Below are 24,276 nucleotides of genomic sequence, written 5' to 3' on the forward strand. Positions count from 1 at the left end.
CCGATTTCCCGAGCGCGCTGACTAGCCGGAACGGCCGCCAAAGGCGCAACAGGCCCTATGAGGGCAGCAATAATGATTCTCCAAGGAGTTTGCTGGCGAGGCCGAGAGCGTTGGCGTGCCACATGTGACTTTCCATGGCTTGCGTCACAGCCACATTGCATGTCGCCTCGGCCTGCGCCGGCCATGCCGACCCGTCGGTCACGCTGAACATGCATATCTTCTGCCAGGATAGCAGGAAGGCGCCGCCGCAGCGGTTGACGCGGCCCTGACAGCCGCACTACAGGAATGAAGCGCGAACCGGTCGGGAACGCCTCAGGTGCCAATTCGGTGCCAACCGCTCAGAAACGACCGATAGCGATGATCCTAAGTGGTTGAAAGATCACGATGGAGGGATGGCCGAGCGGTTTAAGGCACCGGTCTTGAAAACCGGCGTGGGCGCAAGTTCACCGTGGGTTCGAATCCCACTCCCTCCGCCAAGTCAGTGCGGCAACGCGCTGAAGACGACGACCACCAGAACCACGGCAACCAGCGCCAAAACGATAGCGGCGAACCGCATGCGCTTCGCCCAGACAGCACTCGCACGAGGCGCCTTTGTCGCGGCATCATATGCGCTATAGACACGCCGGCCGTCCTCGCCGTAGCGATCGGCGTTTGGATAGGCTTTTTGAGACTTTCGTCTCGGCTTCGGCATCGTCGGCACTTATCCAAACAGGCTATATTAGCTCCAAGGCTATATTAGCCGCTACTTGTCCTCAACCTCGGCGGGCGCAATAATCGCGCCCACAGACGAGAGACTTAGGCAAACCGAGGCAACGCGATGACGGATACCAGTCAATGGCCGGCTGTTCCGGTCTTCAATCCTGGTGATTATCCTCCGATCCTCAAGCTTTCGAAAGTCGGTGAATTGCCCCCAACCTGGGAGGAGTGGTGGGAGAATTTCAAAGCGTCCGAGGCTGAGCAACGCCGGCTAGGTGCCCGCAATTAGAGTGCGCGTCCACGCCGGCAAATTCAAAGCATGGCTCCAGGACAACTCACTCTCGTCATCGGAACAGACCCGGCAGCAATTCGCGCAGGAATGGCTGGATTTGAAACGGAAGCGGAAGGCTGCGCGGCTCGCCGAGGAGTCAGCCTTATTTGGCGGCCTATGGGTACCTTCGCCACCTCCACAGCGATCGTCTCTGACGCATAGGGCGGTAGAGGTCTTCGCCTATGCGCTATTGGCATTTGCGATTTGCTCAACCCTGGCCGCTGGCTGGCATGGCTGGGCCGTACGCGAGTTACCCGATCGGCCGCCTTTGTAAGCTGCTAAACCTGCAAATTGCAGCCACCATTTGCCGGGACACTGCTGGGTTGCGTCCCGAAGCTTGCGATGGTCTGGTCGGCCCAGTGTTTGGAGCCGAGACGGTTGCGTACCCGGTGTCGATGTCAATCGCGATCGCTTCGATCTGGCTGCTCGACGAAGGCGCGCTAGCCCTTCCGTCACTGGGTGACAAAATGGCCCGCGGCGGGTAGCAGCGGGCCAGCAGACAGGAAAGGATTTGTGCAAAAAAGACCAACATGTCCGCCTTCGATAGTCGGGTGTCGGTCGGGTGGGGCCAGTTTCAGCCCCCCATCTTCTTCGCCATCGCACAGAATTCTGCATGCGATTTGTTGAGCGTTGTATCGCCGCAGTCCTTCAACACAGCCGTCTTCTCATCGGGTTTCATGGCCATCCACGCGGTCGTGAAATCCTTTTCCGACCTCAAGGTTTTCATGCCGGCATCGGTGAAGAACGGCGACATCTTTGCCGGATCGTCGAGCGCAGACGTGCTGCCGGCAAGTGCCGAGCCCGTCACCATTGCGAGCGCCATGGCGCCCATTGTGAGCGTCTTGATGTTCATTTCGTTTCCTCCGTCAGGTCATCAACACAACGTGACCGTAAGGGGAAACGTACTGTGTCGAACTCGGTTCCCGACTCCCATCTGCCTTGCCACCCGGAGGGGCGGCCAGCAAATGGGGCTTTTTGACTGGCTCTTCGGGGGCGTCGCACCGCCTCGAATAGGTCGGCCGCAGATATCGACATCGCGGTTCCGATTGCCGGCGATGACGGCACGCCCGCCAGCAAAAACTAGATTGACGCGGCACGGGCCTATCTGCCGGCCTCTTGCACGCGCAACGCCATCAAGCCAACCCCCAGCAACCTATTGTCTTCGGGCGACACGCTCGATGCCGGTATGGGGCCGCCCTCGGGCGTCAGCTCGATCGTCGTAAAGCCCGTCTGCGGCAGAAGCGTCGGAGGGATGACGATGCGCTGCTCTTCCGGCTGCATCGGTCGCGCCGCGCTTATCGTGGCTATGAGGGTTTGATCGATGCGCACTTCGACGCGTGGAATTCGACCGTGCTTGTCGGCAAGCTGCATCATCCGGAGATCCAGGACAAGGCTGCGGCCACCCAGGCCGCGATTGGGCAAGAGTAAGCGCTGCGTCGCACCCATGCCCCAACGCCCCCAGGGCTCCGGTGGATACCATCCCCGATGCAGGAGCGGCTCAAGTTCACCGCCGGCGGCGGCGCTGAGCCAGCGATCGAGTGGCAGCAAGGGTTGCGAACACCCCGAAGTCGGCAAGCGATACAGACGGCGAACCGGGTCGTCGTTGACCAATCGCGCGCCGAATGCCGTCAGCCGACTGTCCCATGCTGCGAGTTCGCCGGCATCGTAGGCACGACGATCAATCAGCACTGCATCGAAATTGTAGCTTGATGATAACTCCGCGAGGGCGCAGGGCCAGGTCGCGATTCCTACCAGAGCTTCCAGGCGCGACAGGCCGTCGGTTCCCTCCAGCGCGCCGTAACTCCAGTGCCGGGAGCTACCCGGAGGGCTGAAGATGAAGGGTAGGAAATGATCATAAGGCTTGAAGTCGCGGATCGGGGGCGCCTCAGGCCAGGGCGCCGTCGGCAGCTGGAGTATCCACTGCAGCCCCGCGGCATCCGCGGCGGCCAAAGCAGAGCGGATGCTCGTCATCTCCGCGGCAAAAGCCGGCTGCCGCTGCAAGGCGCGCTGTTGTCCTGCAAACAGCGCTTGGCTGCCGGCGCTGTTGATAAGCACAAGAGCAACGAGACCGACCGTGGCTGTCATGCCGCCGATCGAACGGCCGAGCCGGGATTGCAGCCAGAGCACTGCGTGACGCCACAACCCGAAGAACACCAGCAGCGCCGCGAATGCAAAAAACGGCGCGATCCGGTTCTGCGCCCGAATTTCCGGTGCGATCAGCAGATTGAAGATCAATCCCAGGCCAAAAGGGGCGCAATAGATCATGCAGAAAACGAGATACGCGATGAATGTCGGCGCCAGGCCTTCATAGTCCGGCCGCGCTCCCGGGCCGCGCCTGCGCGGCATCACGGCGCCAAACAGGGCGGCAAGCAACGCGCAAACCGACAGTACAGGACCGGGCCAGGCGTCGACGCCCTCAGTCGTGCCGCGGATGGCCATATAATTTTGCAGTGCATTCCGCGCGACACCGAGTTGCTGCAGCCTCAGGATCACGTCGGAGATACGAAAGCCGTATAGAGGTTGCTCGGCGGCCAGTCTTGCGGTGCCGGCGTTGTCTGGCGCGACCACAGCAAAGAACACCAGGATCGGCACCAGCACGACCAATGTCAGACCGGCTGGAAAGGCCATTGCTGGCAGATACCGCCAGTTTCGTTCCTGCGCGGCCAGGGCAAGCCCTGCGAATCCCCAGGTGAGCAGCGCGAAAAAACTGTAGTAAATTCCTGAAGTAGCGATGATCACGCAGCATGCGAGCGTTACCGGGTCCTTCGCGATGCGGGCGAGCGACTGATCGCGAACAGCAGTGACGATGCGAGGCAGAATCAGGAACGCAAGCGGCGCCGCATAATAAGCCGCCAAATAGTCGTGCCCCGTCGAGCGCCTGGCGAAATAGGGAATGAATGCAAAAGCGAAAGCGCCCGCGAGGCACCACCAGGCCCGGATCTGAAAGCCGCGCAGCGCCCAGAATGCGGCGGCGAAGTTCGCCGCAACGATCAGGATGAGGTACAGGTTGGCGCCGACGATGACGTCGCCGGTCAGGCGCGTTGTCAGAAATTGCAGCAAGCGTTCGGTGAAGTCCGTGAACGGAAAGCCAAACAGATCCAGCCCATCAGGAAAACCGACGGCGTCTGTTCGAAAAATATGCGGCCAATCGAGAAACAGCCTGCCGTGAAGCAACAAGAAGATACGATCGCCCCACAGGTTGGTCGGGACATCGAGCCTCATGAAGGGAACGCCCGCCATGAGCCAGGCAAGCAAAATTCCTAAACAAAGAAGAGCAACAGGTCGCCTTTCAAGATCGGCAATTAACGCGCTAGGATATCGGATCATTCGGGAGGGCATCGCATGTCGACCACTACCATGGACGCCGCGGGCTGTCATGGAGACCGATCGGTTGTTCGCTGACCGGCAAACCGTGACTCCGCGGGCCCTCCGCAGGTTGATCCTTGAAGAATCATATCGCGCCCATGTCGGCCACATCGGCTCGGCGCTGTCTGTGGTAGACCTCCTCGCCGCGCTTTACGGTGGAGTGATACGATCGAAATCGCCGGACGATCCGGATCGTGATCGCTTCGTCTTGGGAAAGGGCCACGCCGCCCTCGCGCTTTACGCTGCTTTGTTCCTGCGCGGATGGCTCAGCCGTGCCGAACTGGCAAGCTATTGCGCTGACGATTCCCGCCTGGGCGTGCACCCGACACATCACCTGCCCGGCGTCGATTTCTCGACGGGCTCGCTCGGTCTTGGTCTGTCTATTGCCGCTGGATCGGCGCTTGCCGCACGTTTGCTCGGCAAGGACCGCCGCACATATGTCTTGCTGTCCGATGCCGAGTGCAATGAAGGCGCGACATGGGAGGCCGCGATGTTCGCCGGGCACCATCGGCTCGCGAATTTGATCGTTATCGTTGACGTCAATGGACAGCAGGCACTGGGCCCTACCGCCGAGATCTTGAATCAAAGTCGGATGCCGGAGCGCTGGGCGAGCTGTGGATGGACGGTCCGGGAGGTGGATGGGCATGTGCCCGCGGCGGTTCGCAAGGCGCTAAGCCCTGATCCCCAAGAGCCACTGGTGGTGCTGGCCCAGACCGTCTCCGGGCGCGGCGTGAGTTTCATGGAGCGGCAGGTAAGCTGGCACTATTTGCCAATGTCGGACGAGCAATACGCGATAGCCCTTGCGCAGAGCGAGGCGCTGGCGTGAGGCGCGAGTTCATTGCCAAGCTTTGCGAACTGGCCGCTTCCGATCGGCGCATAATGTTGCTGACGGCCGACCTCGGCTTCTCTGTCGTGGAGCCGTTCGCACAGGCGTATCCGGACAGGTTCGTCAATGTCGGTGTCGCCGAACAGAACATGATTGGCGTCGCCACCGGTCTGGCGGAAGCCGGTTTCCTTCCGTTCTGCTATTCGATCGCAACCTTTGCGACGCTGCGGCCTTACGAATTCATTCGCAACGGTCCGGTTGCGCACGAACTGCCTGTCCGCATCGTCGGCGTCGGCGGCGGCTTCGACTACGGCACGGGCGGGTCGACGCATCATAGCCTCGAGGACATCGCCGTGATGCGCGCGCTGCCTGGAATGATGGTCCTTGCTCCGATCGATGGACCTCAGGCCGCCGCGGCGCTGCAGTGCCTGTGGTCAGCGCCCTCGCCGATTTATTTCAGGCTGGGCAAGGACAGTCCGCAGGTCGCGATTTCGGGCGGCCGATTCGAGTTCGCGCGGGCTCAGACTTTGCGTCGGGGTACCGACATACTCCTCATTTCGACGGGCGCGATGGTCGTGGAGACCATGAGGGCGGCGGAAATCCTGGCAGGCGCCGGCATGCTGGCGATGGTGCTGTCCGTGCCTTGCCTTGCGCCTGCGCCATTGGCGGACTTGCGAAGCGCCTTGGCAGATGCCAGCGCCGTCCTGACGATCGAGGCGCATCAGCAGGCAGGAGGGCTGGGTTCATTGGTTGCGGAGGTTCTGGCAGAAGCCCGGTTGGCGAGACCTTTCCGCCGGCTCGCGGCAAGTCAGCCCGGTGCAGGCCGTGGCGGCAGCGCAGCCTGGTTGCTGGAACGCAATGGCTTGACCGCTGACGCAATTGCAGTTGCTGCCCAGACATTGCTTTTCTAGATTTGCCATGGGTCCGACAGTATCGATCATTCTTCCCATCCATAACCAGGCCGACCATGTCGTCAGCGTGGTTGGCGAATATCACGCCGCTCTGCTCGACCTTTCGGTGCCTTGGGAAATCATCCTCGTCGAGAATGGATCGCGTGACGAAAGCGCTGCGCTCTGTACGGAGTTGGCAACCCGCCATGCCAATGTGCGCGCCTTGTCCGCCGGCCATGCCGGCTGGGGTCGTGCGGTCAGGGATGGCCTGGCAGCCGCCCGGGGAGAATTTCTGTGTTACACGAATTCGGCGCGCACAAGCGGAGATGATCTGCGGCGGGCGCTGGATATCGGAATGAGCCGGCCGGACCGCATCCTCAAAGCTGAGCGACAGCATGGCAGGGCGTGGCTTCGCGCGCTCGGATCGCGGCTGTACAACCTCGAGGCGAGGCTGCTGTTCGGGCTGCGCTTGCGCGATATCAACGGCACGCCGAAACTGTTTCATCGTCGCTTCGCGGCGCTGCTTGATCTGCAGCATGACGACGACCTGATCGATCTGGAATTCTGCATGGTCTGTCGCCGCCACGGATATTCGATCGCCCCCTTTGACATGGCATCCGGTCCTCGGCACGGCGGTCGTTCGACAACCGGCTGGCGGACGGCCGTCCGGCTCTATCGCGGAGCGCTGCGAATGAGATTGCAAAGTTGAGCGACGAAACCAACGCACGCTTCCAAGCCGATCATCAGGCGTGGCGCGACCCGGCCGCCGTCGTGGCGCAGTGGCAGGACGCGGGAGCAGTCGATAGCAGCCTGCTCGATGCGGAGGTGACCGGGCCGTGGTGGCAAATTCTCGCCGAGGCCGGCGTCACCTTGCTGGTCAGCCGCGAATATGAACATCTTCTGATGGCGCTCTCTATGGGCTCGGGATCGCCCCGGGTGAGTTACCTGCGGCTGCCGCATCCGTCGGGCATCGCCTTCGATGCTGCATGCGGGCAGGTCCACGTCGCAAGCACACGCAATCCCAACGTGTTGTACACGTTGCGGCCCACGGACCGGCTTCTGCCGCGCAGGGATCTCGAATCGAATGGCTTTGCCGGTCGTGTGCTCATGCCCGCGAGTGCCCGCTTCCTGCCAGGCAGCACGTATCTGCACGATCTGGCGATGATCGGCCCTCAACTTCATGCCAGCGCGGTTGGCGAAAACGCAATCATGGCATTTCCGGCGGGCGGCGATGGCAGCCGGGTATGGTGGCCGTCATGCATCGAGGGAGCCACGGGAGCGGATTTCGGCCTGAACCATTTGCAGCTCAACGGCATCGCGGCCGGGGAGAGCCTCGCCGAAAGCTACTTCACGGCGTCCAGGGACGACCTCGTCGGCGCACGACCGGGCCAGATTGAATTTGCCGCGGAAGGACGCGGTGTTGTTTTCAGCGGCGCGACCCGATCGCCAATGACGCGTGGATTGACCCGCCCGCACTCGCCCCGCTTTGTCGGCGGTGCCTTGTGGGTGGCGAACAGTGGATTTGGCAGCATCGTGGACTGCGGACAGGATGGCAGCACGGAGGTCGTCGCGCGCCTGCCGGGCTGGACCAGGGGCCTATGCGCGATCGGCGACATTGCGATCATCGGAACCTCACGGATCATCCCGCGTTTTCGCGCCTATGCGCCGGGGCTCGATCCCGACGAATGTGTCTGCGGGTTGCACGCGGTCGACGTCAAAGCCGGTCGCATCGTGGCCAGCCTGATCTGGCCGTCCGGCAACCAGATTTTCGCGATCGAGGCGGTTCCATCGTCGACAATCGATCGCCTTCCGTTTGAAATCGATCGGCACCCGGATGCGGAGCGCACGCTGTTCTACGCCTGGCAAAACGCTTCCAGTAATGTAGGAGAGAATCGATGACTGACGGCTTTCGTTTGCTGATGCTGGGCGCCATGTACGAGAATGGCGGAAACACCACGCACCGGTTCCTCGACGGCCATCCGGAAATGTTCGTCTATCCATTCGAGTCGCAAATCGGTACACGGCTCGTCAATGATGCGCTGACGTCGCTTTTCCCGGTGAAGTACCGCTGGCCGGTCTTCGCGCTGGATGCAAGTCCGCTGGACGACTACAGGCTGATCATCGACGAAGAATGCAAGGTGCGCGCCCGCACACCGCATGTCAGCAAGTTTCGTGACAAGGCCTTCGACTTCGACGACGATATACGCTGCGACCGATACATCGAGTATGTGAAAGCCAGTGGCCGCGGCGCCGCGAATAACGTCGCGGCTTTTTTCAGGTCCACCTTCGATACCTGGAAAGATTACAACGGCAGCGGCCGCGAGAAGGTTTATGTCGGCTACAGTCCGATCATCACGGTGGATACCGAGGCAATTCTCGCCGCAATGCCGGACGCGCACATGCTGCATGTCGTGCGCAATCCGTTCTCCGCCTATGCCGATACGAAGAAGCGGCCGGTTCCCATGCGCTTGCCGGACTACATGCGAGCCTGGTGCCTCAACCAGTACCACGCCCTGCTTGCCCGCAAGCGTCATCCGGACCGGGTTCACATCGTCAGGCTGGAAGATATCGTGTCCGACGCACGCAAGGCTCTGGCGCCGGTTCTGACCGCATTGGGCATCGACGATCACGCCGCGCTCTCGATCCCGACATGGAACGGTCTGGCGTTGCGTGAAGTCTATCCCTGGGGAACGATCCGCCGCGCCACGCCGGATGCCAATCGCGCGACAGCCGCGGAACTCTCGGCTGAGGAGCATACGAGGGTTGCCGACGCCGCCTGGCAGTATCTCGATGTGTTCGACTATGGCGACTTCGCCAGAATGCGGGCCAGTTGAGATGCAGCGCGTCGTCGTGACCGGCGGCAGCGGGTTTGTCGGCGCGGGTTTGGTCAGACGGTTGCTGTCCATGGATTGGCAGGTCGATCTCCTGCTGCGGCCGGGCTTCGCGACCTGGCGTGTTCCTGCACGACAGGAGAAACTTTCGACGCATGTGGTCGATCTGACAGACGCATCGTCGGTGGAGACGCTGCTGCATCGACTACGGCCCCGCTACGTGTTTCATCTGGCGGCGCATGGCGCATATTCATGGCAGACCGATGCTGCCGCGATTGCTGGCACCAACCTGGAGGCCACCCGCACATTGGCGCTTGCCTCGCTGAAGGTAAATGTCGAAGCTTTCGTGCATACCGGGAGTTCGCTGGAGTACGGTCGCAAGAGGCACGCCCCTTCCGAGGATGAGCCGACCGAGCCCGAAGGAGCCTATGCGATCTCGAAGGCAGCGGCGACCGCCTTCTGTCGCGATGTCGCGCGACAATCAGGGGTCCGCATTCCAACGCTTCGCCTCTATTCGGTCTATGGGCCGTGGGAAGAACCGCGGCGCCTCGTGCCGTCCCTGCTTCTTCACGGGATGGCGGGGAAATGGCCGCCGCTTGCAAATCCCGACACAGCTCGTGATTTCATCTGGGTCGGTGACGTGATCGACGCCTTGATCATTGCGGCCACCCGTCCGCTGGCGGATCCTGGGGCAATATTCAACATCGGCACCGGTCGACAAACCAGGCTGGCGGAAATTGTCGATCTCGTGCGCGGCATCACCGACTGCGAGGCTGAACCGCATTGGCAGAGCATGCCCGATCGGGACTGGGACACGGATATCTGGCAGGCCGAGACCCGACACGCGGCGACGGAGCTAGGCTGGAACGCGCAAACGACGTTGCGGACCGGTTTGCAACAAACGATCGAATGGCTGCGGAAAGATCGCGATCGCCTCGATTTCTATCGATCGAGCCTCGACCTCTCCCCTGCCAGTTCAGGCTGAAGACGCCGACCGGTCGCCAATGATATGGGCCGGAGGTCTGGCAGTCGGAAGGAGGCGTCGCGGAAAGTATCGAACCATCTGGATTTTCTGGCTTTTTCTGCCACGGAATTCGCAGTGATGATGGGCGGGCCGGCCGGCCCCGCAATCGAATGGCATTCCGCGCGGGGACATCGGAGCCATGCTGTCGGGGCTGACTTTTTCTGGGCATATCGCGGCCCCATTACAGGAAAAACACAACGTGACGACCCCAACGCCGACACAGACATTCCATGCTTATTAGTGATTCTGAAAAATTGCAGCCACCAATGACTGCATGATGAGTGTGTTGGTTGACCGACCGAACCGATACCGGCGCGACCTGACATGACAGTCAACGGTTGGTGAAACAGCGTTTATTTGATTTCTCGGACAAAATATGCTGCTTGTCGCGCCGATGAAAAAGCTCTGCCTGATGGTTCTGGCGTCTTTGGCGCTGACTTGGCCGGCCAAGGCGATGGACAATGCGTTGCGCGCCGGCCTGATGAAACTCGATCCGGAGACCCGTCTCGAGCAGCGGTGTGACGCCGAGGTGCTCGACCGGATCAGTCAGGACGATCACAACTACAAGGCCGACCGCGTCGTGGCCTACGCTTTCGCCACGCCGCAGATGAGTGCCGACGCCATCAAGAGCTCCGGTGCCGCCTTCCGCAGCAAGGGTCAGTGGTACCGGCTGAAGTTCAAATGCCAGACCGCGCCGGACCATATGGAAGTGCTGCAGTTCCGCTACAAGATCGGCGATGAAATCCCGGAATCCGACTGGGCCAAATATAATCTCTACGACTGATCCGCGATCGCGACGAGCCGCGCTCCGTTCGACATAACAGCCGCAAAATTCCTATGATATTTGATGGAACGGGTGCCTGAGAAGGTCTGTCCCGGCCTGTTCTCTTGACGCGTGGGAACCATACACGTTAGGGCGTCAGGACAGTCGACGATCGAGACTCCGCGAACAGCAAAGGGCCTCCAGCCGATGGATATTTTCAGCGCCGCAAGCCTGACCGCCCTGCTCCAGGTCATTGCCATCGACCTGGTGCTCGCGGGCGATAATGCCATCGTCATCGGCCTTGCCGCGGCTGGATTGCCCGCCGATCAACGCAAGAAGGCAATCCTCATCGGTGTGCTCGCGGCGACCGTGCTGCGCATCTTCTTTGCGGCCATCACGGTGAAACTGCTCGCCATTGTCGGGCTGCTGCTTGCCGGCGGCATCCTGCTGCTTTGGGTGTGCTGGAAGATGTATCGCGAGTTGCGCACCTCTCATGCCGATGAGCACGAGGCGACGGAGGCGTTGGCCAATTCCGACCTGAACAGCGACAAGGCGATTGCGGGGAAGGCGCGGCGCAAGACGCTTGGGCAGGCGGCGCTGCAGATTGTCATCGCCGACGTTTCGATGTCGCTCGACAACGTGTTGGCGGTCGCAGGCGCGGCCCGCGATCATTTCCCGGTGCTGGTCATCGGCCTCGTGCTGTCGATTGCGCTGATGGGCCTCGCCGCGAGCTTCATTGCCAGGCTCCTGCACCGCTACCGCTGGATCGCTTACATCGGCCTGCTGATCATTCTCTATGTCGCGCTCGACATGATCTATCGCGGCGCGGTCGAAGTCTGGCCGCACGTCAATGCCGCGGTGAGTTGAAGCATTCCATCTGCTCCATGGGTGGCGCTCGGCAATGCGTTTTTGCCGCAGGATGGGCCAGCCCATACCAATGCCGCAATTAGTGTGGTATTGCGCCGCCGATCCCCAAAAAGCCCGGAAAACCTTATGTCCGCCCCACGTGTCAGTTTCGTCAGTCTTGGATGCCCGAAGGCGCTCGTCGATTCCGAGCGCATCATCACGCGCCTGCGCGCCGAAGGCTACGAGATCGCGCGCAAGCATGACGGCGCCGATCTCGTCGTCGTCAACACCTGCGGCTTCCTCGATTCCGCGCGTGACGAGTCGCTCAACGCCATCGGCTCGGCCCTTTCGGAAAACGGCCGCGTCATCGTCACCGGCTGCCTCGGCGCCGAGCCGGATGTCATCCGCGAGAAGCATCCGAACGTGCTGGCGATCACCGGCCCACAGGCTTATGAGAGCGTCATGGCGGCCGTGCACGAGGCGGCTCCGCCGAGCCATGATCCCTATATCGACCTTTTGCCGCCGCAGGGCGTGAAGCTGACGCCGCGCCACTACGCCTACCTCAAGATTTCCGAAGGCTGCAACAACCGCTGCAGCTTCTGCATCATCCCGGCACTGCGCGGCGACCTCGTCTCACGGCCGGCGGCGGATGTGCTGCGCGAAGCCGAAAAGCTCGCCAAGGCAGGCGTCAAGGAAATCCTCGTCATCTCGCAGGACACCAGCGCCTACGGCATCGACATCAAGTACCAGACGTCGATGTTCGGCGACCGCGAGGTGCGGGCCAAATTCCTCGATCTGTCGGAAGAACTCGGCAAGCTCGGCATCTGGGTACGCATGCATTATGTATACCCCTACCCGCATGTCGCCGACGTCATTCCGCTGATGGCGGAAGGAAAAATCCTTCCCTATCTCGACATTCCCTTCCAGCATGCGTCACCGCGGGTGCTCAAGAACATGCGCCGTCCCGCGCATGGCGAAAAGACGCTGGACCGCATCCGCGGCTGGCGCGAGGTCTGCCCGGACCTCGCTATACGCTCGACCTTCATCGTCGGCTTCCCCGGCGAGACTGAAGACGATTTCCAGATGCTGCTCGACTGGCTGGACGAGGCCAGGATCGACCGCGCCGGCTGCTTCAAATACGAGCCGGTCAGAGGCGCGCGTTCCAACGATCTCGGGTTGGAGCAGGTGCCGCAGGAGGTCAAGGAAGCGCGCTGGCATCGTTTCATGCAGCGCCAGCAGAAGATCTCCGCGACACAACTCGGCAAGAAAGTCGGCAAGCGCCTGCCGGTGCTGATCGACGAGGCGCACGGCACATCGGCCAAGGGCCGCACCAAATATGATGCGCCGGAGATCGACGGCTCGGTCCATATCCAGTCGCGTCGCCCGCTGCGCGCCGGTGAGATCGTCACCGTCAAGATCGACCGCGCCGACGCTTACGACCTGTACGGTTCCGCGGTCTGATACCCGCGCGAAGGCAGATATTCCATGAGAAAGGGCGCCCTGAGGCGCCCTTGGACTCTTGACAGCCTCACGGCTTCAGCGGCGTCCCGTCAGAGCTTCACCGCCTCGATTGCGGCCAGGGAACGGTCGATCACCTGATCGAGGGCCCCATCGAGGCGCGTGCCCTCGGTTGCGACCGCCGACAGCCGTGCTGCAAATCCCAAATGGTAGTCCACGAACCATTCGGGGCGCGGCTCCGGCTCCGGAAACGGTCCCCACCACGGCGGAAACTTCGGGATCTTGGGTCGCGTGGGGCACCAGTCGTCAAGGTCGCTCAAAAGCGCTTTCATATCGAGCCCGCCTCGCTCGGCTACCCAGGCGTAGCGGACAAATTCGTCAGCGACCGCGGCGCCCAGTTCATGTGGCGGAAGCGGCTGCGGATTGAGTGCGACCCGCACAAGCCCACCCTGTGGTCCGCGCGGGATGACGTCGTAGATTGCGGGAAAGCGTTTCCCGATGATTGCCAGAAGCTTTTTATTCAATTGCATAAGACCCCCTTCTGCGGGCGCTTTGTTACGCCAGCTGATTTCGTCTCAGTTGCATGATCAGCATGGAAGTGGTGGTCGCCGGCGTATGTGAAAGCGGTTACTCAAGCTGCAAGGATATTGCATTGGTCTCGTAAAATTACCGAATTCATAAAATATGAAGCGAAGTTGATCTTAAATATTCGGCACGCAAGACCGCTGATGGATCTTTAGCCCACTAGAGCAATTCCAGGAAAAGTGTGAGCGGTTTAGGCTCGACGACTTCGTCGTAGCCTTCCGTCCGGAATTGCGTCAAAACAAAGAGATAGAGCAGTTCGCCGTTTCCGTGAAACGGTGAAACGCTCCGGCACAAGCCAGGTACAGCTTTCGCCTGGAACGGGAAGTCTTGCCAATCGATCTCACAAACGAAAGAAGGCGCCACGAGGCGCCCTCTCCGGTTCGAAACTTCGTCGCCGCTTATTGCGGCAGCTTGTCGTCGATGCCCTTGACGTAGAAATTCATGCCGAGCAGCGTGCCGTCGTCGGCGACCTCGCCGTCTTTCAGCCACGGCGAGCCGTCTTGCTTGGACACCGGTCCGGTGAAGGGATTCCAGCCGCCGGCAATCTTCTTTTCGGTCGCTTCGGCCATCGCCTTCACGTCGTCGGGCATATTGGTGAAGGGCGCGAGCTTGACCGCGCCGTCCTTGATGCCGAGCCAGACATTGTCCGGCTTCCAGGTGCCGTCGAGTGCAGCCTGGACGCGGCTGATATAGTACGGGCCCCATTCGTCGGTCAGCGAGGTCAGCTGCGCGTTCGGTGCGAACTTGATCATGTCGGACGACTGGCCGAAGCCGTGCAGCTTGCGCTCCTCGGCCACCTGCAGGGCGGCCGTGGAGTCGGTGTGCTGGACGATGATGTCGGCGCCCTGGTCGAACAGCGCCTTGGCGGCGTCGGCTTCCTTGCCCGGATCGAACCAGGAGTTCACCCACACGATCTTCACCTTGAAGTCGGGATTGACCGACTGCGCGCCGAGGATGAAGGAGTTGATGCCCATCACCACTTCCGGGATCGGGAAGGAGACGATGTAGCCGGCGAGGCCCTTCTTCGATTCCTTGGCGGCGATCTGGCCGAGCACATAGCGGCCTTCATAGAAGCGGGCGTTGTAAATGCCGAGATTGTCGCCGGTCTTGAAACCGGTGGCATGCTCGAACATCACTTTGGGGAACTTCTTGGCAACCTTCACTTCGGCATCCATGAAGCCGAAGGAGGTGCCGAAGATGATCTTGCACTTCTCGCGCGCCAGACGCTCGAAAGCGCGGTCGGCGTCAGGACCTTCCGACACGTTTTCGAGATAGGCGGTCTCGACCTTGTCGCCGAGTGCCTTCTCGACCTCGAGGCGGCCCTGGTCGTGCTGGTAGGAATAGCCGAAGTCGCCGATCGGGCCGGTATAGACCCAGCAGGCCTTGAGTTTGTCGGCGGCTTCCGCGGTTGCCGCCAGCGACAGGGCCGCAGTCGTGGTCATCAACGCAATAAGCAGTTTTTTCATTGTGTTACCTCTCTGAGTTAAGCCTTGGAGCTTCCCGTCTTTTTGTTGTTGTCAACGATCCGGAACGAATGGCTGCCCCAGGGAAGCCGGCGTGTTCATCATCGTCAGACGCTTGTTGCGCGAGATTAGAACGAGAACCACGACGGTTGCCAGATAGGGCAACGAAGAAAGAAACTGCGAGGGCACAGGAATGCCAAAAGCCTGTGCATGAAGCTGGCCGATCCACACCGCGCCGAAGATATAGGCGCCGGCCAGCACGCGCCACGGGCGCCAGGAGGCGAACACCACCAGCGCCAGCGCGATCCAGCCGCGGCCCGCGCTCATGTTCTCCACCCATTGCGGCGTGTAGACCAGCGACAGGTGGCCACCGGCGAGGCCGGCGCAAGCGCCGCCGAAGATCACGGAGAGATAGCGGTAGCGGATGACTTTGATGCCGAGCGCGTGCGCGGACGTGTGGCTGTCGCCGATCGAGCGCAAGGTGAGCCCGGTGCGCGTCTTGAACAGGAACCACATCACCGCCGCGGTCAGCGCGATCGAAATGTAGAAGACCGGATCCTGGCCGAAGATCAGCCTGCCCACCACCGGGATCGAGCTGATCACCGGAATATCGAGATTGGGCAATCTCACGCCCGGTTGGCCGACGAAGCTGGTGCCGATCATGCCCGAAAGGCCGAGGCCGAGCAGCGTCAGCGACAGGCCGGTCGCCACTTGGTTGGTCGCGAGCGACAGCGTCATGACGGCGAAGAGCAGCGAGAACAGCGCCCCGACGATGATCGCCGCAAGCAGGCCGATCCACGGCGACCCGGTGAGGTAGCCGGCGCCGAAGCCGCCGACGGCGCCCATGATCATCATGCCTTCGACGCCGAGATTGAGAACGCCGGAGCGCTCGACCACCAGCTCGCCGATCGCCGCGATCAGCAGCGGCGTCGCCGCGGTCGCGATGGTCAAAAGGATGTTGACGGCGATGTCCATCAGCGGGCCTCCCCGAGCTTCGGCGCTGCTTCGAGTTTCGCAACGCCATTCTGTTTCGTCAGCGCCATGCCAATCAGGCGGATGCGGTAGTGGATGAGCGTGTCGCAACCGAGCACGAAGAACAACAGCATGCCCTGGAAGACGCGCGCCACCTTGTCGGAGATGCCGAGCGCGCTCTGCACCGCTTCGCCGCCGAGATAGGTCAGCGCCAGCACAAGGCCTGCGGCCACGATGCCCAGCGGATTGAGCCTGCCAAGGAAGGCGACGATGATGGCGGTGAAGCCGTAGCCGGGCGAGATCACCGGCTGCAACTGGCCGATGGCGCCGGAAACTTCCGAAATGCCCGCCAGACCAGCCAGCGCCCCGGACAGAATGAAGGTGAAGAAGACCATCTTGTTGAAGCCGAAGCCAGCGAAGCGCCCTGCCCTCGGGCTGGAGCCCAGAACGCGCACCTCAAACCCCTTCAGCATGCGGCTCATCATCAGCCAGACCAGCACGGCGGCAACCACGGCGAAGACGAAGCCCCAATTGGCGCGGCCGGCATCGGGCATCAGCTCCGGCAGAACGGCCGAATCGCCGAACTGGATGGTCTGCGGAAAGCCATGCCCCTGCGGATCGCGCCACGGGCCACGCACCAGCCAGTCGAGAAAGAGTTGCGCGACATAGACCAGCATCAGGCTGGTCAGGATCTCGTTGGTGTTGAAGCGTGTCTTGAGCAACGCCGGAATAGACGCATAGAGAGCCCCGCCGACCATGCCGAGCAGGAGCATCAGCGGCAGCACCAGCGGCCCTTCGAACTGCGGAAACAAGACCGGGATGATCGAGCCGAAGATAGCTCCGAAAACGAACTGGCCTTCGGCGCCGATGTTCCAGATGTTGGCCCTGTAGCAGACCGAAAGGCCGACCGCGATCAGGATGAGCGGCGCCGCCTTGATCGCCAGCTCGTGCAGTTGCCAGACCTGGCTGATCGGCTCGACGAAGTAGATTTCGAAGGCATTGAGCGGATTGACGCCGAGCAATGCGAACATGATGGCGCCGGCGACGATTGTCAGCGCGAAAGCGATGAAGGGTGACAGCACCGAGAACAGCGCCGAGCGCTGCGGACGTTTGACCAGTTCGATGCGCATCACGCAACCTCCAGGCTGTGTTCGGCGTGGCCGGGCTCGGCGCCGCCCATCAACAGACCGATCTTTTCGAAAGTCGCTTCAGCGATCGGTAGCGGTTTCGACAGTTCTCCGTTGTGCATGACGGCAATCGCGTCCGACAGCTCGAACAATTCGTCGAGGTCCTGGCTGATGACCAGGACCGCGGAACCGCTGCGGGCAAGCTCGATCAGCGCCTGGCGGATGTGCGCGGCCGCACCTGCGTCGACGCCCCAGGTCGGCTGGTTGACGACCATGACGCTCGGTTTGCGGTCGAGTTCGCGGCCGACGATGAATTTCTGCAGATTGCCGCCCGACAGCGCGGCCGCCTCCGGATCCGGCGCGCTCTTGCGCACATCCATGGCGGTGATGATGCGCTGGGCAGCGCTGTAAACGGCGCCGTTCTTGACCATACCGCCGCTACCGACGAACGCCTTGCCGTCGGTCGCATGACGCGACAGCAGCAGGTTCTCCGAAAGCTTCATGCGCGGCGCCGCGCCATGACCGAGGCGCTCCTCCGGCACGAAGGCGGCGCCCATCAGCCGCCGGCCGGTGATCGAGAGACCTCCCGCATCCTTGCCGCGGATGCGCACCGAACCCGCATCCTGCTGCAACACTTCGCCGGAGACGGATTCGAAGAACTCGCCCTGGCCGTTGCCGGCCACACCCGCGATGCCGATCACTTCGCCGGCGCGCACGGTGAGATTGATATTCTTCAGCGGAATGGCAAACGGCGTCGCCGGCTTGCGGGTGAGCCCGCGGACCTCCAGCAGCGCCGGCGCGGTCTCGATGCCTTCCGCAGGAGCACGCACCACTGCCTTCACCTCACTGCCCACCATCATGCGCGCAAGCGACGCGGCCGTCTCCTGGCGCGGATTGCAGTGGCCGACGACCTTGCCGTGGCGCAGCACCGTCGCGCGATCGCAGATGCGTTTGACCTCTTCCAGCCGGTGCGAAATGTAGAGGATCGACTTGCCTTCGGCGCGCAGCCGCTCCAGCGTCTCGAACAGCTTGTCGGCTTCCTGCGGCGTCAGCACCGAGGTCGGCTCGTCGAGGATGATGAGCTGCGGCGTCTGTAAAAGGCAGCGGATGATCTCGATGCGCTGGCGTTCGCCGACGGAGAGGTCGCCGACCAGCGAGTCCGGATCAAGCGGTAGGCCATAGCTGTAGGACAGCGCCCTCGCCTTCGCTGCGATGGTGCTGATCGGCGAGCCGTCATTGAGCGAAAGCGCGATGTTTTCGGCCGCGGTCAGCGCCTCGAACAGCGAAAAATGCTGGAACACCATGCCGATGCCGAGCTTCTTGGCCAAGCCCGGGCTGGTGATCTTGACCGGCTTGCCGTCCCAGAAGATCTCGCCCGAGTTCGGCTCGAGCGATCCGAACAGCATCTTGACCAGCGTCGACTTGCCGGCGCCGTTCTCGCCGAGCAGCGCGTGGATCTCGCCCCTCGCGATGTTGAGATCGATGTGATCGCACGCCGTCAGCGTGCCAAAAATCTTTGTAAGGCCGCGAACCTCGAGCAGGTTCGCCCCGTCATGATCTGCACTCACAGTGCCTCCCATCCAGGTTCCCGGATATGTTCTGTGTTCCCGAAAGCATGGTATGCGCGGCCAGCTCCCATCGGAAAGCAGCACCCAACTTGAAAGAGCTTCAAGAATTCCAGCGGAAACTCAAGAGGTAAGATAGAACTATTGGGAGCAGCGGAGAAACCTGCGGGCTTTTCGGCCAAGCCGCGCCTTCCTGCGTGGCAACGCGCTGAAAAACAAGGCAGCCGGCTCAGGGAATGAGGATGGTCGTGCCGGTCGTCTTGCGGGCTTCGAGATCCGACTGCGCCTGCGCGGCGTCCTTCAGCGCGTAACGCTGGTTGATCTTGATGTCGACCGCGCCGCTGAGCACCACATCGAAGAGAGCTTGCGCCGAAGCCACCATATCCTCGCGCTTGGCATTGTAGACGAAGAGCGTCGGCCTTGTGGCGAAGAGCGAGCCCTTCTGCGCCAAGAGCGACACCGAGAAAGGCGGGATCGGCCCGGACGACTGGCCGAAGCTGACGAACATGCCGAGCGGCCGCAGGCAATCAAGCGATGCCGGAAAGGTGTCGGCGCCGACGGAATCATAGACGACATCGCATTTCTTCCCGCCGGTAAGCGCGGCGACGCCAGCGACGAAATCCTGCTCCTTGTAGTTGATGACGTGATCGAAGCCATGCGCCCGGGCGAGCTCGATCTTGTCGGCGGAGCTGGCGGTGCCGATCACGGTCGCGCCGAGATGCTTTGCCCATTGGCCGAGGATCAGGCCAACGCCGCCGGCGGCCGCGTGGTAGAGGATCGTGTCGCCGGCCTTCACGGCGAAGGTGCGGCGCAAGAGATATTCTGCCGTCATGCCCTTCAGCATCATCGCCGCTGCCTGCTCGTCGCTGATGCCGTCCGGCACTTTGACCACACGGTCGGCGGCGATCACCCGTTGCTCGCAATAAGCGCCGACATTGACCGCATAGGCGATGCGGTCGCCGGGCTTCAGCCAGTCGACGCCTGTCCCGAGCGCCAGCACGACGCCAGCCGCCTCGCTGCCCGGGATCAGCGGAAACCCGCCGGGCGGCGGATAAAGTCCGGAACGGTGGTAGACGTCGATGAAGTTGAAGCCGATCGCGGTGTGCCGGACCAGGATCTGGCCCTCTCCCGGCTGACCAGGATCGGCATCCTCGTAAGTCAGCACTTCGGGGCCGCCATGGGCGTGAATGCGGATTGCCTTGGACATTGCTCAACTCTTTGAAGGATGGACAGGATCTGAAGCATGACCGCGACCCTGTCTTCGGGAAAGATCATGGTCGAACAAAAAATCAGGATGACCATTCAACAAATGTCATCCTGATCCAGGATCAGGACTTCTTGACGCCCAGACTGGGAAAAATCTGCATGATGCCACCGATGCAAGCAAGATAGAGGCCCGTGATCGTGATGCCGATCTTGGTGAAGTCGCCGACCTGCTCGCCGAGCACGCCGATCTTGTCATAGAAGGCCGCAAGCGCCGCCTGCGCCAGCGCCAGCGCGCCGAAGGCGCACCACAACAGCGTCATGCCGAGATTGAGCGGTCTCAACCTCACGACGCGCACCGGATGGATGAAGTTGATCGGCACGAAGGTGAGGATGCCGGCGACCACCACCACGGCGAAGGAAACCCATTGCCCCGGCTCGATGACAAACAGCGTGAACACCACCATGTTCCAGACGACGGGGAACCCTTTGAAGAAGTTCTCCTTCGTCTTCATACCGGTGTCGGCATAGTAGATCGCGCTGGAGACAACGATGATGGCAGCCGACAGGAAGGAAAGATTCTCGCCCATGAAACCGCGCTGATAGAGCGCGAAGGCCGGGATGAGCACGTAGGTGACGTAGTCGATGATGTTGTCGAGGAGCTCTCCCGACCATGTCGGCAGGATTTCCTTGACCTCGAGCTTTCTGGCGATCGGGCCGTCGATACCGTCGACGAACAGCGCCAGACCCAACCACCAGAACATCGAAGTCCATCGTTCCTCGCTGGCGGCGACCAGTGACAGGAAGGCCAGGAACGAGCCCGACGCGGTCAGCAGATGGACGGAGAAGGCGCGCGCCTGCGGCCATGTCACCTTCTTCCTCGGCAGCGGAAGCCGCTCCGCGATCTTCTTTGCCGCTTTCCTGGCAGCTGTGTCCTTGCTCACGGTCCCCGCCAGTCCAGCTTGCAGATTTCGGCCGAGCGGCCGGCGAAATTCCAGTTGCGGCCGAAGGCGCGCATCTTGCTCTTGTCCGACTTCGCCACGATGATTTCCGGCGCGATCCAGTATTCGGAATTGCTGATCACCGTGTCCTTCTCGCGGTCCTTGCCGGGGATCGGCGTCACCGCACCGTCGATGATCTTCGGGATCTGGAAGACACGCGTCTTGTCGCGCGTCTCGTAGGTGATCGGCACCTGTTCGACACCGAGGAATTTCCCGACCAGGATCGACAGCAGCGAAGTGGTGCCGCCGGCCTTGCCGGTGAAGATTTTGGTCAGCGCCTTCACGGCATAAACCGAGGCGCGCTGGTCGATGAACAGGCCGGCAGTCCAGTTGCCGCGGCTCATATAGCCCGGGATTTCCATGATCAGTCCGAGATTGAGGCCCGACAGATCGACCTCGCCAAAATGGCCCGCATCGATGCGGAAGCCTGCCCAGGTCTGGCAGTAGCCTTCCGTCGGCGGATGGCTGCCAAGCGACAGCACGCAGGGACAGAAAACCGTGCAATTGCAGGAGAGCACCAGCTCTCCTTTCATTGCCCAGCTTTGGTCGGTCATCGATTTCTCCCTCACGCCGAAACTAATAGCAGGGCAGCCGCCCACACAAGCAGTATCGCACCGGCAACCCGGCTGGCCACCCTGCCGGCGGTCTGTTTTTCGATCAGCGTGAACAGGCCGATCAGCGCCATCCAGAAGACATTCATCGCGCCGACGGCAAACATCACCAGCATCAACGCCCAGCAGCAACCGAGGCACCAGACGCCCTGCTGTAGGCCCAGCACGAAGACACGCGATGGCTTCGCGCTCCAGTTGGCGAACAGGATCGAGAACGGGTTGCGGCACTTTTCCAGGCATGCCTGCTTCAGGCCGCTGAACTGATAGAGGCCGGCGACGAGCAGCGCGGCAGCCCCGGCAAAGCCGACGACGGGATCGAGCATCTGGCCGGAATTGGCAAAAGCGTAGACCGCGAGCGTCAGCATGGTGAAAGCCACGGATGCGCCAAGCCACGCGGTGAGGTATCCGCCGACAAGCACCAGCGGGTGAACGACCGGCTCGCCCTTGATCCTTGCCGTATCGGCAATTTCGCAATAGGTGCGGATCAACGGCGCCGCCGAGGGCAGCATCGTCCCCACGGCCATCAGAAACCACATCAGCGCAAGTGCCGGCGCCTGCAGGCCGACCGGGTCGGCAAGCGGTGAAGGCGCAAGGCAAAGCGCGAAGAACCGGTCCAGAAAATCCGGCAACGGCAGGCTCGGGAGATTTTCGAGCAGCACATCGCCGGGCGCGCCGACAAGGCGGCTTTCAGCGCCGCGGATCGCCATCGCGCCGAGAAGGAACCATGCAAGGGCGACGCCAGCGCCGATGGTGAGCGTGACGGCGATGCGCGGGCTGCGCGCCACGCCAGCCGTCGCGCGGGCGGCGCGGTCGAGATGGCTGAAATCGTGCTCCTGGCCGCTCATGGCAATCGAATGGGCTGAATCGCCGCGTTGATCAAGCCGGCTGATCTGACCTATATGCTGATAAAGGCGCGACGGGTCGCCTCTCATTGTGGAAGCCTGGCGTGGAGCACAACGACAAAGCCCGCATTCTGGTTGCCGGCAGCGGTCCGGCCGGCCTGATCGCGGCGCTCGGCTTCGCCGAGGCCGGTTTTGACGTGACGCTGGTGGGGCCTGAGGCAAACAGCGCTGACGGCCGCACCACGGCCCTCATGAATCCGGCGCTGAAAGTTCTCGACCGGCTGGGCGTTCTTGCCGAACTGAACCCGCAGGCAGCGGCGCTCAAGGTGATGCGCATCGTCGACGCCACCCGTCGGCTGATCCGCAGCCCGACCGTGACCTTTCGCGCCAGCGAGATCGGCGAGGAGCAGTTCGGGCTCAATCTGCCGAATAAGGTTCTTATCCCTATCCTCGCCAAGGCCGTTTCGGCTCATGGCGGCATCAGATGGCTGAAATCCATCGTCGAGTCGTGGCGCCTTGACGCCGATCAGGCTCATGCCCGGCTGGCCGACGGTAGCGAAGTCTCGGCGTCTCTGGCGGTCGCCGCCGACGGACGCCTGTCTCCGGCACGTGAGGCCGCCGGCATTCGCGCCTCCGCTCGGCCCTATCCGCAGTCGGCGCTCGTCCTCAATTTCGGCCATCGCAGCGAGCACGGCTTCGTTTCGACCGAATTCCACACCGAAACAGGACCGTTCACCCAGGTGCCGCTGCCCGGCAGGCGCTCGAGCCTTGTCTGGGTGGTGAAGCCGGAAACGGCGCAGGAGCTTGCGACGCTCGATGATGCAGCCTTGTCGGCGCGTGTCGAGGAGCAGATGCAGTCGATGCTTGGCCGGGTCTCGGTTGAGCCGGGCCGCCAGGTCTATGCTTTGTCCGCGGCCTCGCCCGGCCGCTTCGCGCAAAACCGCGTCGCGCTTGTCGGCGAGGCAGCGCATGTGTTCCCGCCGATCGGCGCCCAAGGCCTCAACCTCGGCATCAGGGATATCGACGATCTGATTGGAATCGCCGGCGAAAACCGTGACGATCCAGGGTCGCGCAGAAGCCTCGCCGCCTACGACACCAGGCGCCGGCCCGACATATGGGCGCGCAGCGGCGCGGTCAACCTGCTCAACATGTCGCTGCTGTCCGACATGCTGCCGGCCCAGCTGGCACGCAGCGCCGGCCTCAATGCGCTGGGCAGCTTCGCGCCGTTGCGTGCCTTCTTCATGCGCGAGGGATTGCGGCCCGGCAGCGGTTTGCGCGCGATTGCCGGCGGCTTGCGCAAACAGGCCGGGCATTAGGAAGCAGATATCGGGCCTTTCGGGGCCCGAAACCATTGCGTCCGCCGGTCCGTAGTTGGCAGCACAGGCGGCGCTCCGGCATTGAATTGAGGCATCCACTGCGCCAAATAGGCAACAGCCAAAAGTCGGGGTCGATTTTTGGCGGCGTTGCGCGTAATTTCAAGGTGTTAAGGGCGTTTTGCGTCGAGCAAGGACGCCGGTGGTGAGTGCTATGAAAACGGCCAAATTCGCAATCGGACAAGTGGTTCGCCATCGGCTGTTTCCGTTCCGTGGCGTGATCTTCGACGTCGATCCCGAATTCGCCAACACCGAGGAATGGTACGAGGCTATTCCCGCCGACGTGCGTCCGCGCAAGGACCAGCCCTTTTATCATCTTCTGGCGGAGAATTCGGACACCGAATACATCGCCTATGTGTCCGAGCAGAACCTGCTCGAGGATCGCTCGGGCGAGCCGGTGCGACATCCACAGATCGGCGAGATGTTCGACAAGCGGTCGGATGGCCGCTACGAGCCCAAGCGCCAGTCGAAGCACTGAAGCACTGTTACAACAAAAAAGCGGG

23 protein-coding genes and 1 tRNA gene are annotated in these 24,276 nt (G+C 62.0%); 13 read left to right on the top strand and 11 right to left on the bottom strand.

Features of this window, described 5'->3' with window-relative positions:
- Positions 1-134: 134 nt before the first annotated feature.
- Positions 135-269 (top strand): hypothetical protein, encoded by a 135-nt coding sequence (locus tag RFM68_RS09775; RefSeq protein WP_320232533.1) that lies wholly within the window; start codon positions 135-137, stop codon positions 267-269.
- 117 nt (positions 270-386) lie between these two features.
- A tRNA-Ser gene (locus RFM68_RS09780) sits at positions 387-476 on the top strand.
- 1,125 nt (positions 477-1,601) lie between these two features.
- On the opposite strand, the gene RFM68_RS09785 is transcribed toward RFM68_RS09780, so the two are convergent.
- On the bottom strand, positions 1,602-1,880 hold the full coding sequence (locus RFM68_RS09785; protein WP_320232534.1) for a hypothetical protein: 279 nt from the start codon (positions 1,878-1,880) through the stop codon (positions 1,602-1,604).
- 248 nt (positions 1,881-2,128) lie between these two features.
- Complete coding sequence (locus RFM68_RS09790) at positions 2,129-4,249, bottom strand: hypothetical protein (RefSeq protein WP_320232535.1); 2,121 nt, start codon at positions 4,247-4,249, stop codon at positions 2,129-2,131.
- Positions 4,250-4,265: 16 nt separating this feature from the next.
- Here RFM68_RS09790 and RFM68_RS09795 point away from each other — a divergent pair, with 16 nt between their 5' ends.
- From RFM68_RS09795 to rimO, 9 genes are all read left to right on the top strand, one after another.
- On the top strand, positions 4,266-5,219 hold the full coding sequence (locus tag RFM68_RS09795; RefSeq protein ID WP_320232536.1) for a transketolase: 954 nt from the start codon (positions 4,266-4,268) through the stop codon (positions 5,217-5,219).
- A complete protein-coding gene (locus RFM68_RS09800; protein WP_320232537.1) occupies positions 5,216-6,130 on the top strand; it encodes a transketolase family protein in 915 nt (304 codons plus the stop codon). The genes RFM68_RS09795 and RFM68_RS09800 overlap by 4 nt, the downstream gene beginning before the upstream one ends.
- Positions 6,105-6,818: a glycosyltransferase gene (locus RFM68_RS09805; protein ID WP_320232538.1), complete on the top strand. Its 714-nt coding sequence runs from the start codon at positions 6,105-6,107 to the stop codon at positions 6,816-6,818. The genes RFM68_RS09800 and RFM68_RS09805 overlap by 26 nt, the downstream gene beginning before the upstream one ends.
- On the top strand, positions 6,815-8,008 hold the full coding sequence (locus RFM68_RS09810; RefSeq protein WP_320232539.1) for a DUF4915 domain-containing protein: 1,194 nt from the start codon (positions 6,815-6,817) through the stop codon (positions 8,006-8,008). The genes RFM68_RS09805 and RFM68_RS09810 overlap by 4 nt, the downstream gene beginning before the upstream one ends.
- Positions 8,005-8,943 carry a sulfotransferase gene (locus RFM68_RS09815; protein WP_320232540.1) on the top strand — a complete coding sequence of 313 codons (939 nt, stop codon included), beginning with the start codon at positions 8,005-8,007 and terminating at the stop codon, positions 8,941-8,943. Before RFM68_RS09810 ends, RFM68_RS09815 begins: the two co-directional genes overlap by 4 nt.
- Before the next feature lies 1 nt (position 8,944).
- Complete coding sequence (locus tag RFM68_RS09820; RefSeq protein WP_320232541.1) at positions 8,945-9,925, top strand: NAD-dependent epimerase/dehydratase family protein; 981 nt, start codon at positions 8,945-8,947, stop codon at positions 9,923-9,925.
- A gap of 415 nt (positions 9,926-10,340) precedes the next feature.
- A complete protein-coding gene (locus tag RFM68_RS09825) occupies positions 10,341-10,748 on the top strand; it encodes a DUF930 domain-containing protein (protein ID WP_320232542.1) in 408 nt (135 codons plus the stop codon).
- A gap of 186 nt (positions 10,749-10,934) precedes the next feature.
- On the top strand, positions 10,935-11,594 hold the full coding sequence (locus RFM68_RS09830; RefSeq protein WP_320232543.1) for a TerC family protein: 660 nt from the start codon (positions 10,935-10,937) through the stop codon (positions 11,592-11,594).
- 126 nt (positions 11,595-11,720) lie between these two features.
- Positions 11,721-13,034 (top strand): 30S ribosomal protein S12 methylthiotransferase RimO, encoded by a 1,314-nt coding sequence (gene rimO / locus RFM68_RS09835; RefSeq protein WP_320232544.1) that lies wholly within the window; start codon positions 11,721-11,723, stop codon positions 13,032-13,034.
- Positions 13,035-13,123: 89 nt separating this feature from the next.
- Here rimO and RFM68_RS09840 read toward each other — a convergent pair whose 3' ends face one another.
- The 9 genes from RFM68_RS09840 to RFM68_RS09880 form a co-directional block, all read right to left on the bottom strand.
- Complete coding sequence (locus tag RFM68_RS09840) at positions 13,124-13,561, bottom strand: hypothetical protein (protein WP_320232545.1); 438 nt, start codon at positions 13,559-13,561, stop codon at positions 13,124-13,126.
- A 453-nt stretch (positions 13,562-14,014) separates the two neighbouring features.
- On the bottom strand, positions 14,015-15,082 hold the full coding sequence (locus RFM68_RS09845) for a BMP family ABC transporter substrate-binding protein (RefSeq protein WP_320232546.1): 1,068 nt from the start codon (positions 15,080-15,082) through the stop codon (positions 14,015-14,017).
- Between the two features lie 51 nt (positions 15,083-15,133).
- On the bottom strand, positions 15,134-16,054 hold the full coding sequence (locus RFM68_RS09850) for an ABC transporter permease (protein ID WP_320232547.1): 921 nt from the start codon (positions 16,052-16,054) through the stop codon (positions 15,134-15,136).
- Entirely contained in the window at positions 16,054-17,184 is a 1,131-nt protein-coding gene (locus tag RFM68_RS09855; protein WP_320232548.1) for an ABC transporter permease, read from the bottom strand. The genes RFM68_RS09850 and RFM68_RS09855 overlap by 1 nt, the downstream gene beginning before the upstream one ends.
- The gene (locus RFM68_RS09860) at positions 17,181-18,758 is read right to left on the bottom strand and encodes an ABC transporter ATP-binding protein (RefSeq protein ID WP_320232549.1); all 1,578 of its coding nucleotides are present in this window, start codon (positions 18,756-18,758) and stop codon (positions 17,181-17,183) included. The genes RFM68_RS09855 and RFM68_RS09860 overlap by 4 nt, the downstream gene beginning before the upstream one ends.
- 214 nt (positions 18,759-18,972) lie before the next feature.
- Complete coding sequence (locus tag RFM68_RS09865; RefSeq protein ID WP_320232550.1) at positions 18,973-19,950, bottom strand: quinone oxidoreductase family protein; 978 nt, start codon at positions 19,948-19,950, stop codon at positions 18,973-18,975.
- A gap of 121 nt (positions 19,951-20,071) precedes the next feature.
- Positions 20,072-20,833 (bottom strand): phosphatidylcholine synthase, encoded by a 762-nt coding sequence (pcsA, locus tag RFM68_RS09870; RefSeq protein WP_430694841.1) that lies wholly within the window; start codon positions 20,831-20,833, stop codon positions 20,072-20,074.
- A gap of 53 nt (positions 20,834-20,886) precedes the next feature.
- The gene (locus RFM68_RS09875; protein WP_320232552.1) at positions 20,887-21,501 is read right to left on the bottom strand and encodes a DUF1326 domain-containing protein; all 615 of its coding nucleotides are present in this window, start codon (positions 21,499-21,501) and stop codon (positions 20,887-20,889) included.
- An 11-nt stretch (positions 21,502-21,512) separates the two neighbouring features.
- Entirely contained in the window at positions 21,513-22,403 is an 891-nt protein-coding gene (locus tag RFM68_RS09880) for a DUF2182 domain-containing protein (RefSeq protein ID WP_320232553.1), read from the bottom strand.
- A 101-nt stretch (positions 22,404-22,504) separates the two neighbouring features.
- Here RFM68_RS09880 and RFM68_RS09885 point away from each other — a divergent pair, with 101 nt between their 5' ends.
- Together RFM68_RS09885 and hspQ are read left to right on the top strand one after the other, a co-directional pair.
- Positions 22,505-23,716: a UbiH/UbiF family hydroxylase gene (locus tag RFM68_RS09885; RefSeq protein WP_320232554.1), complete on the top strand. Its 1,212-nt coding sequence runs from the start codon at positions 22,505-22,507 to the stop codon at positions 23,714-23,716.
- Between the two features lie 211 nt (positions 23,717-23,927).
- Positions 23,928-24,251, top strand: a complete 324-nt coding sequence (gene hspQ / locus RFM68_RS09890; RefSeq protein WP_320232804.1) for a heat shock protein HspQ — start codon at positions 23,928-23,930, stop codon at positions 24,249-24,251.
- The last annotated feature ends 25 nt before the right edge of the window (positions 24,252-24,276 follow it).

It is taken from the genome of Mesorhizobium montanum (assembly GCF_033977145.1).
GTDB lineage: Bacteria > Pseudomonadota > Alphaproteobacteria > Rhizobiales > Rhizobiaceae > Mesorhizobium > Mesorhizobium montanum.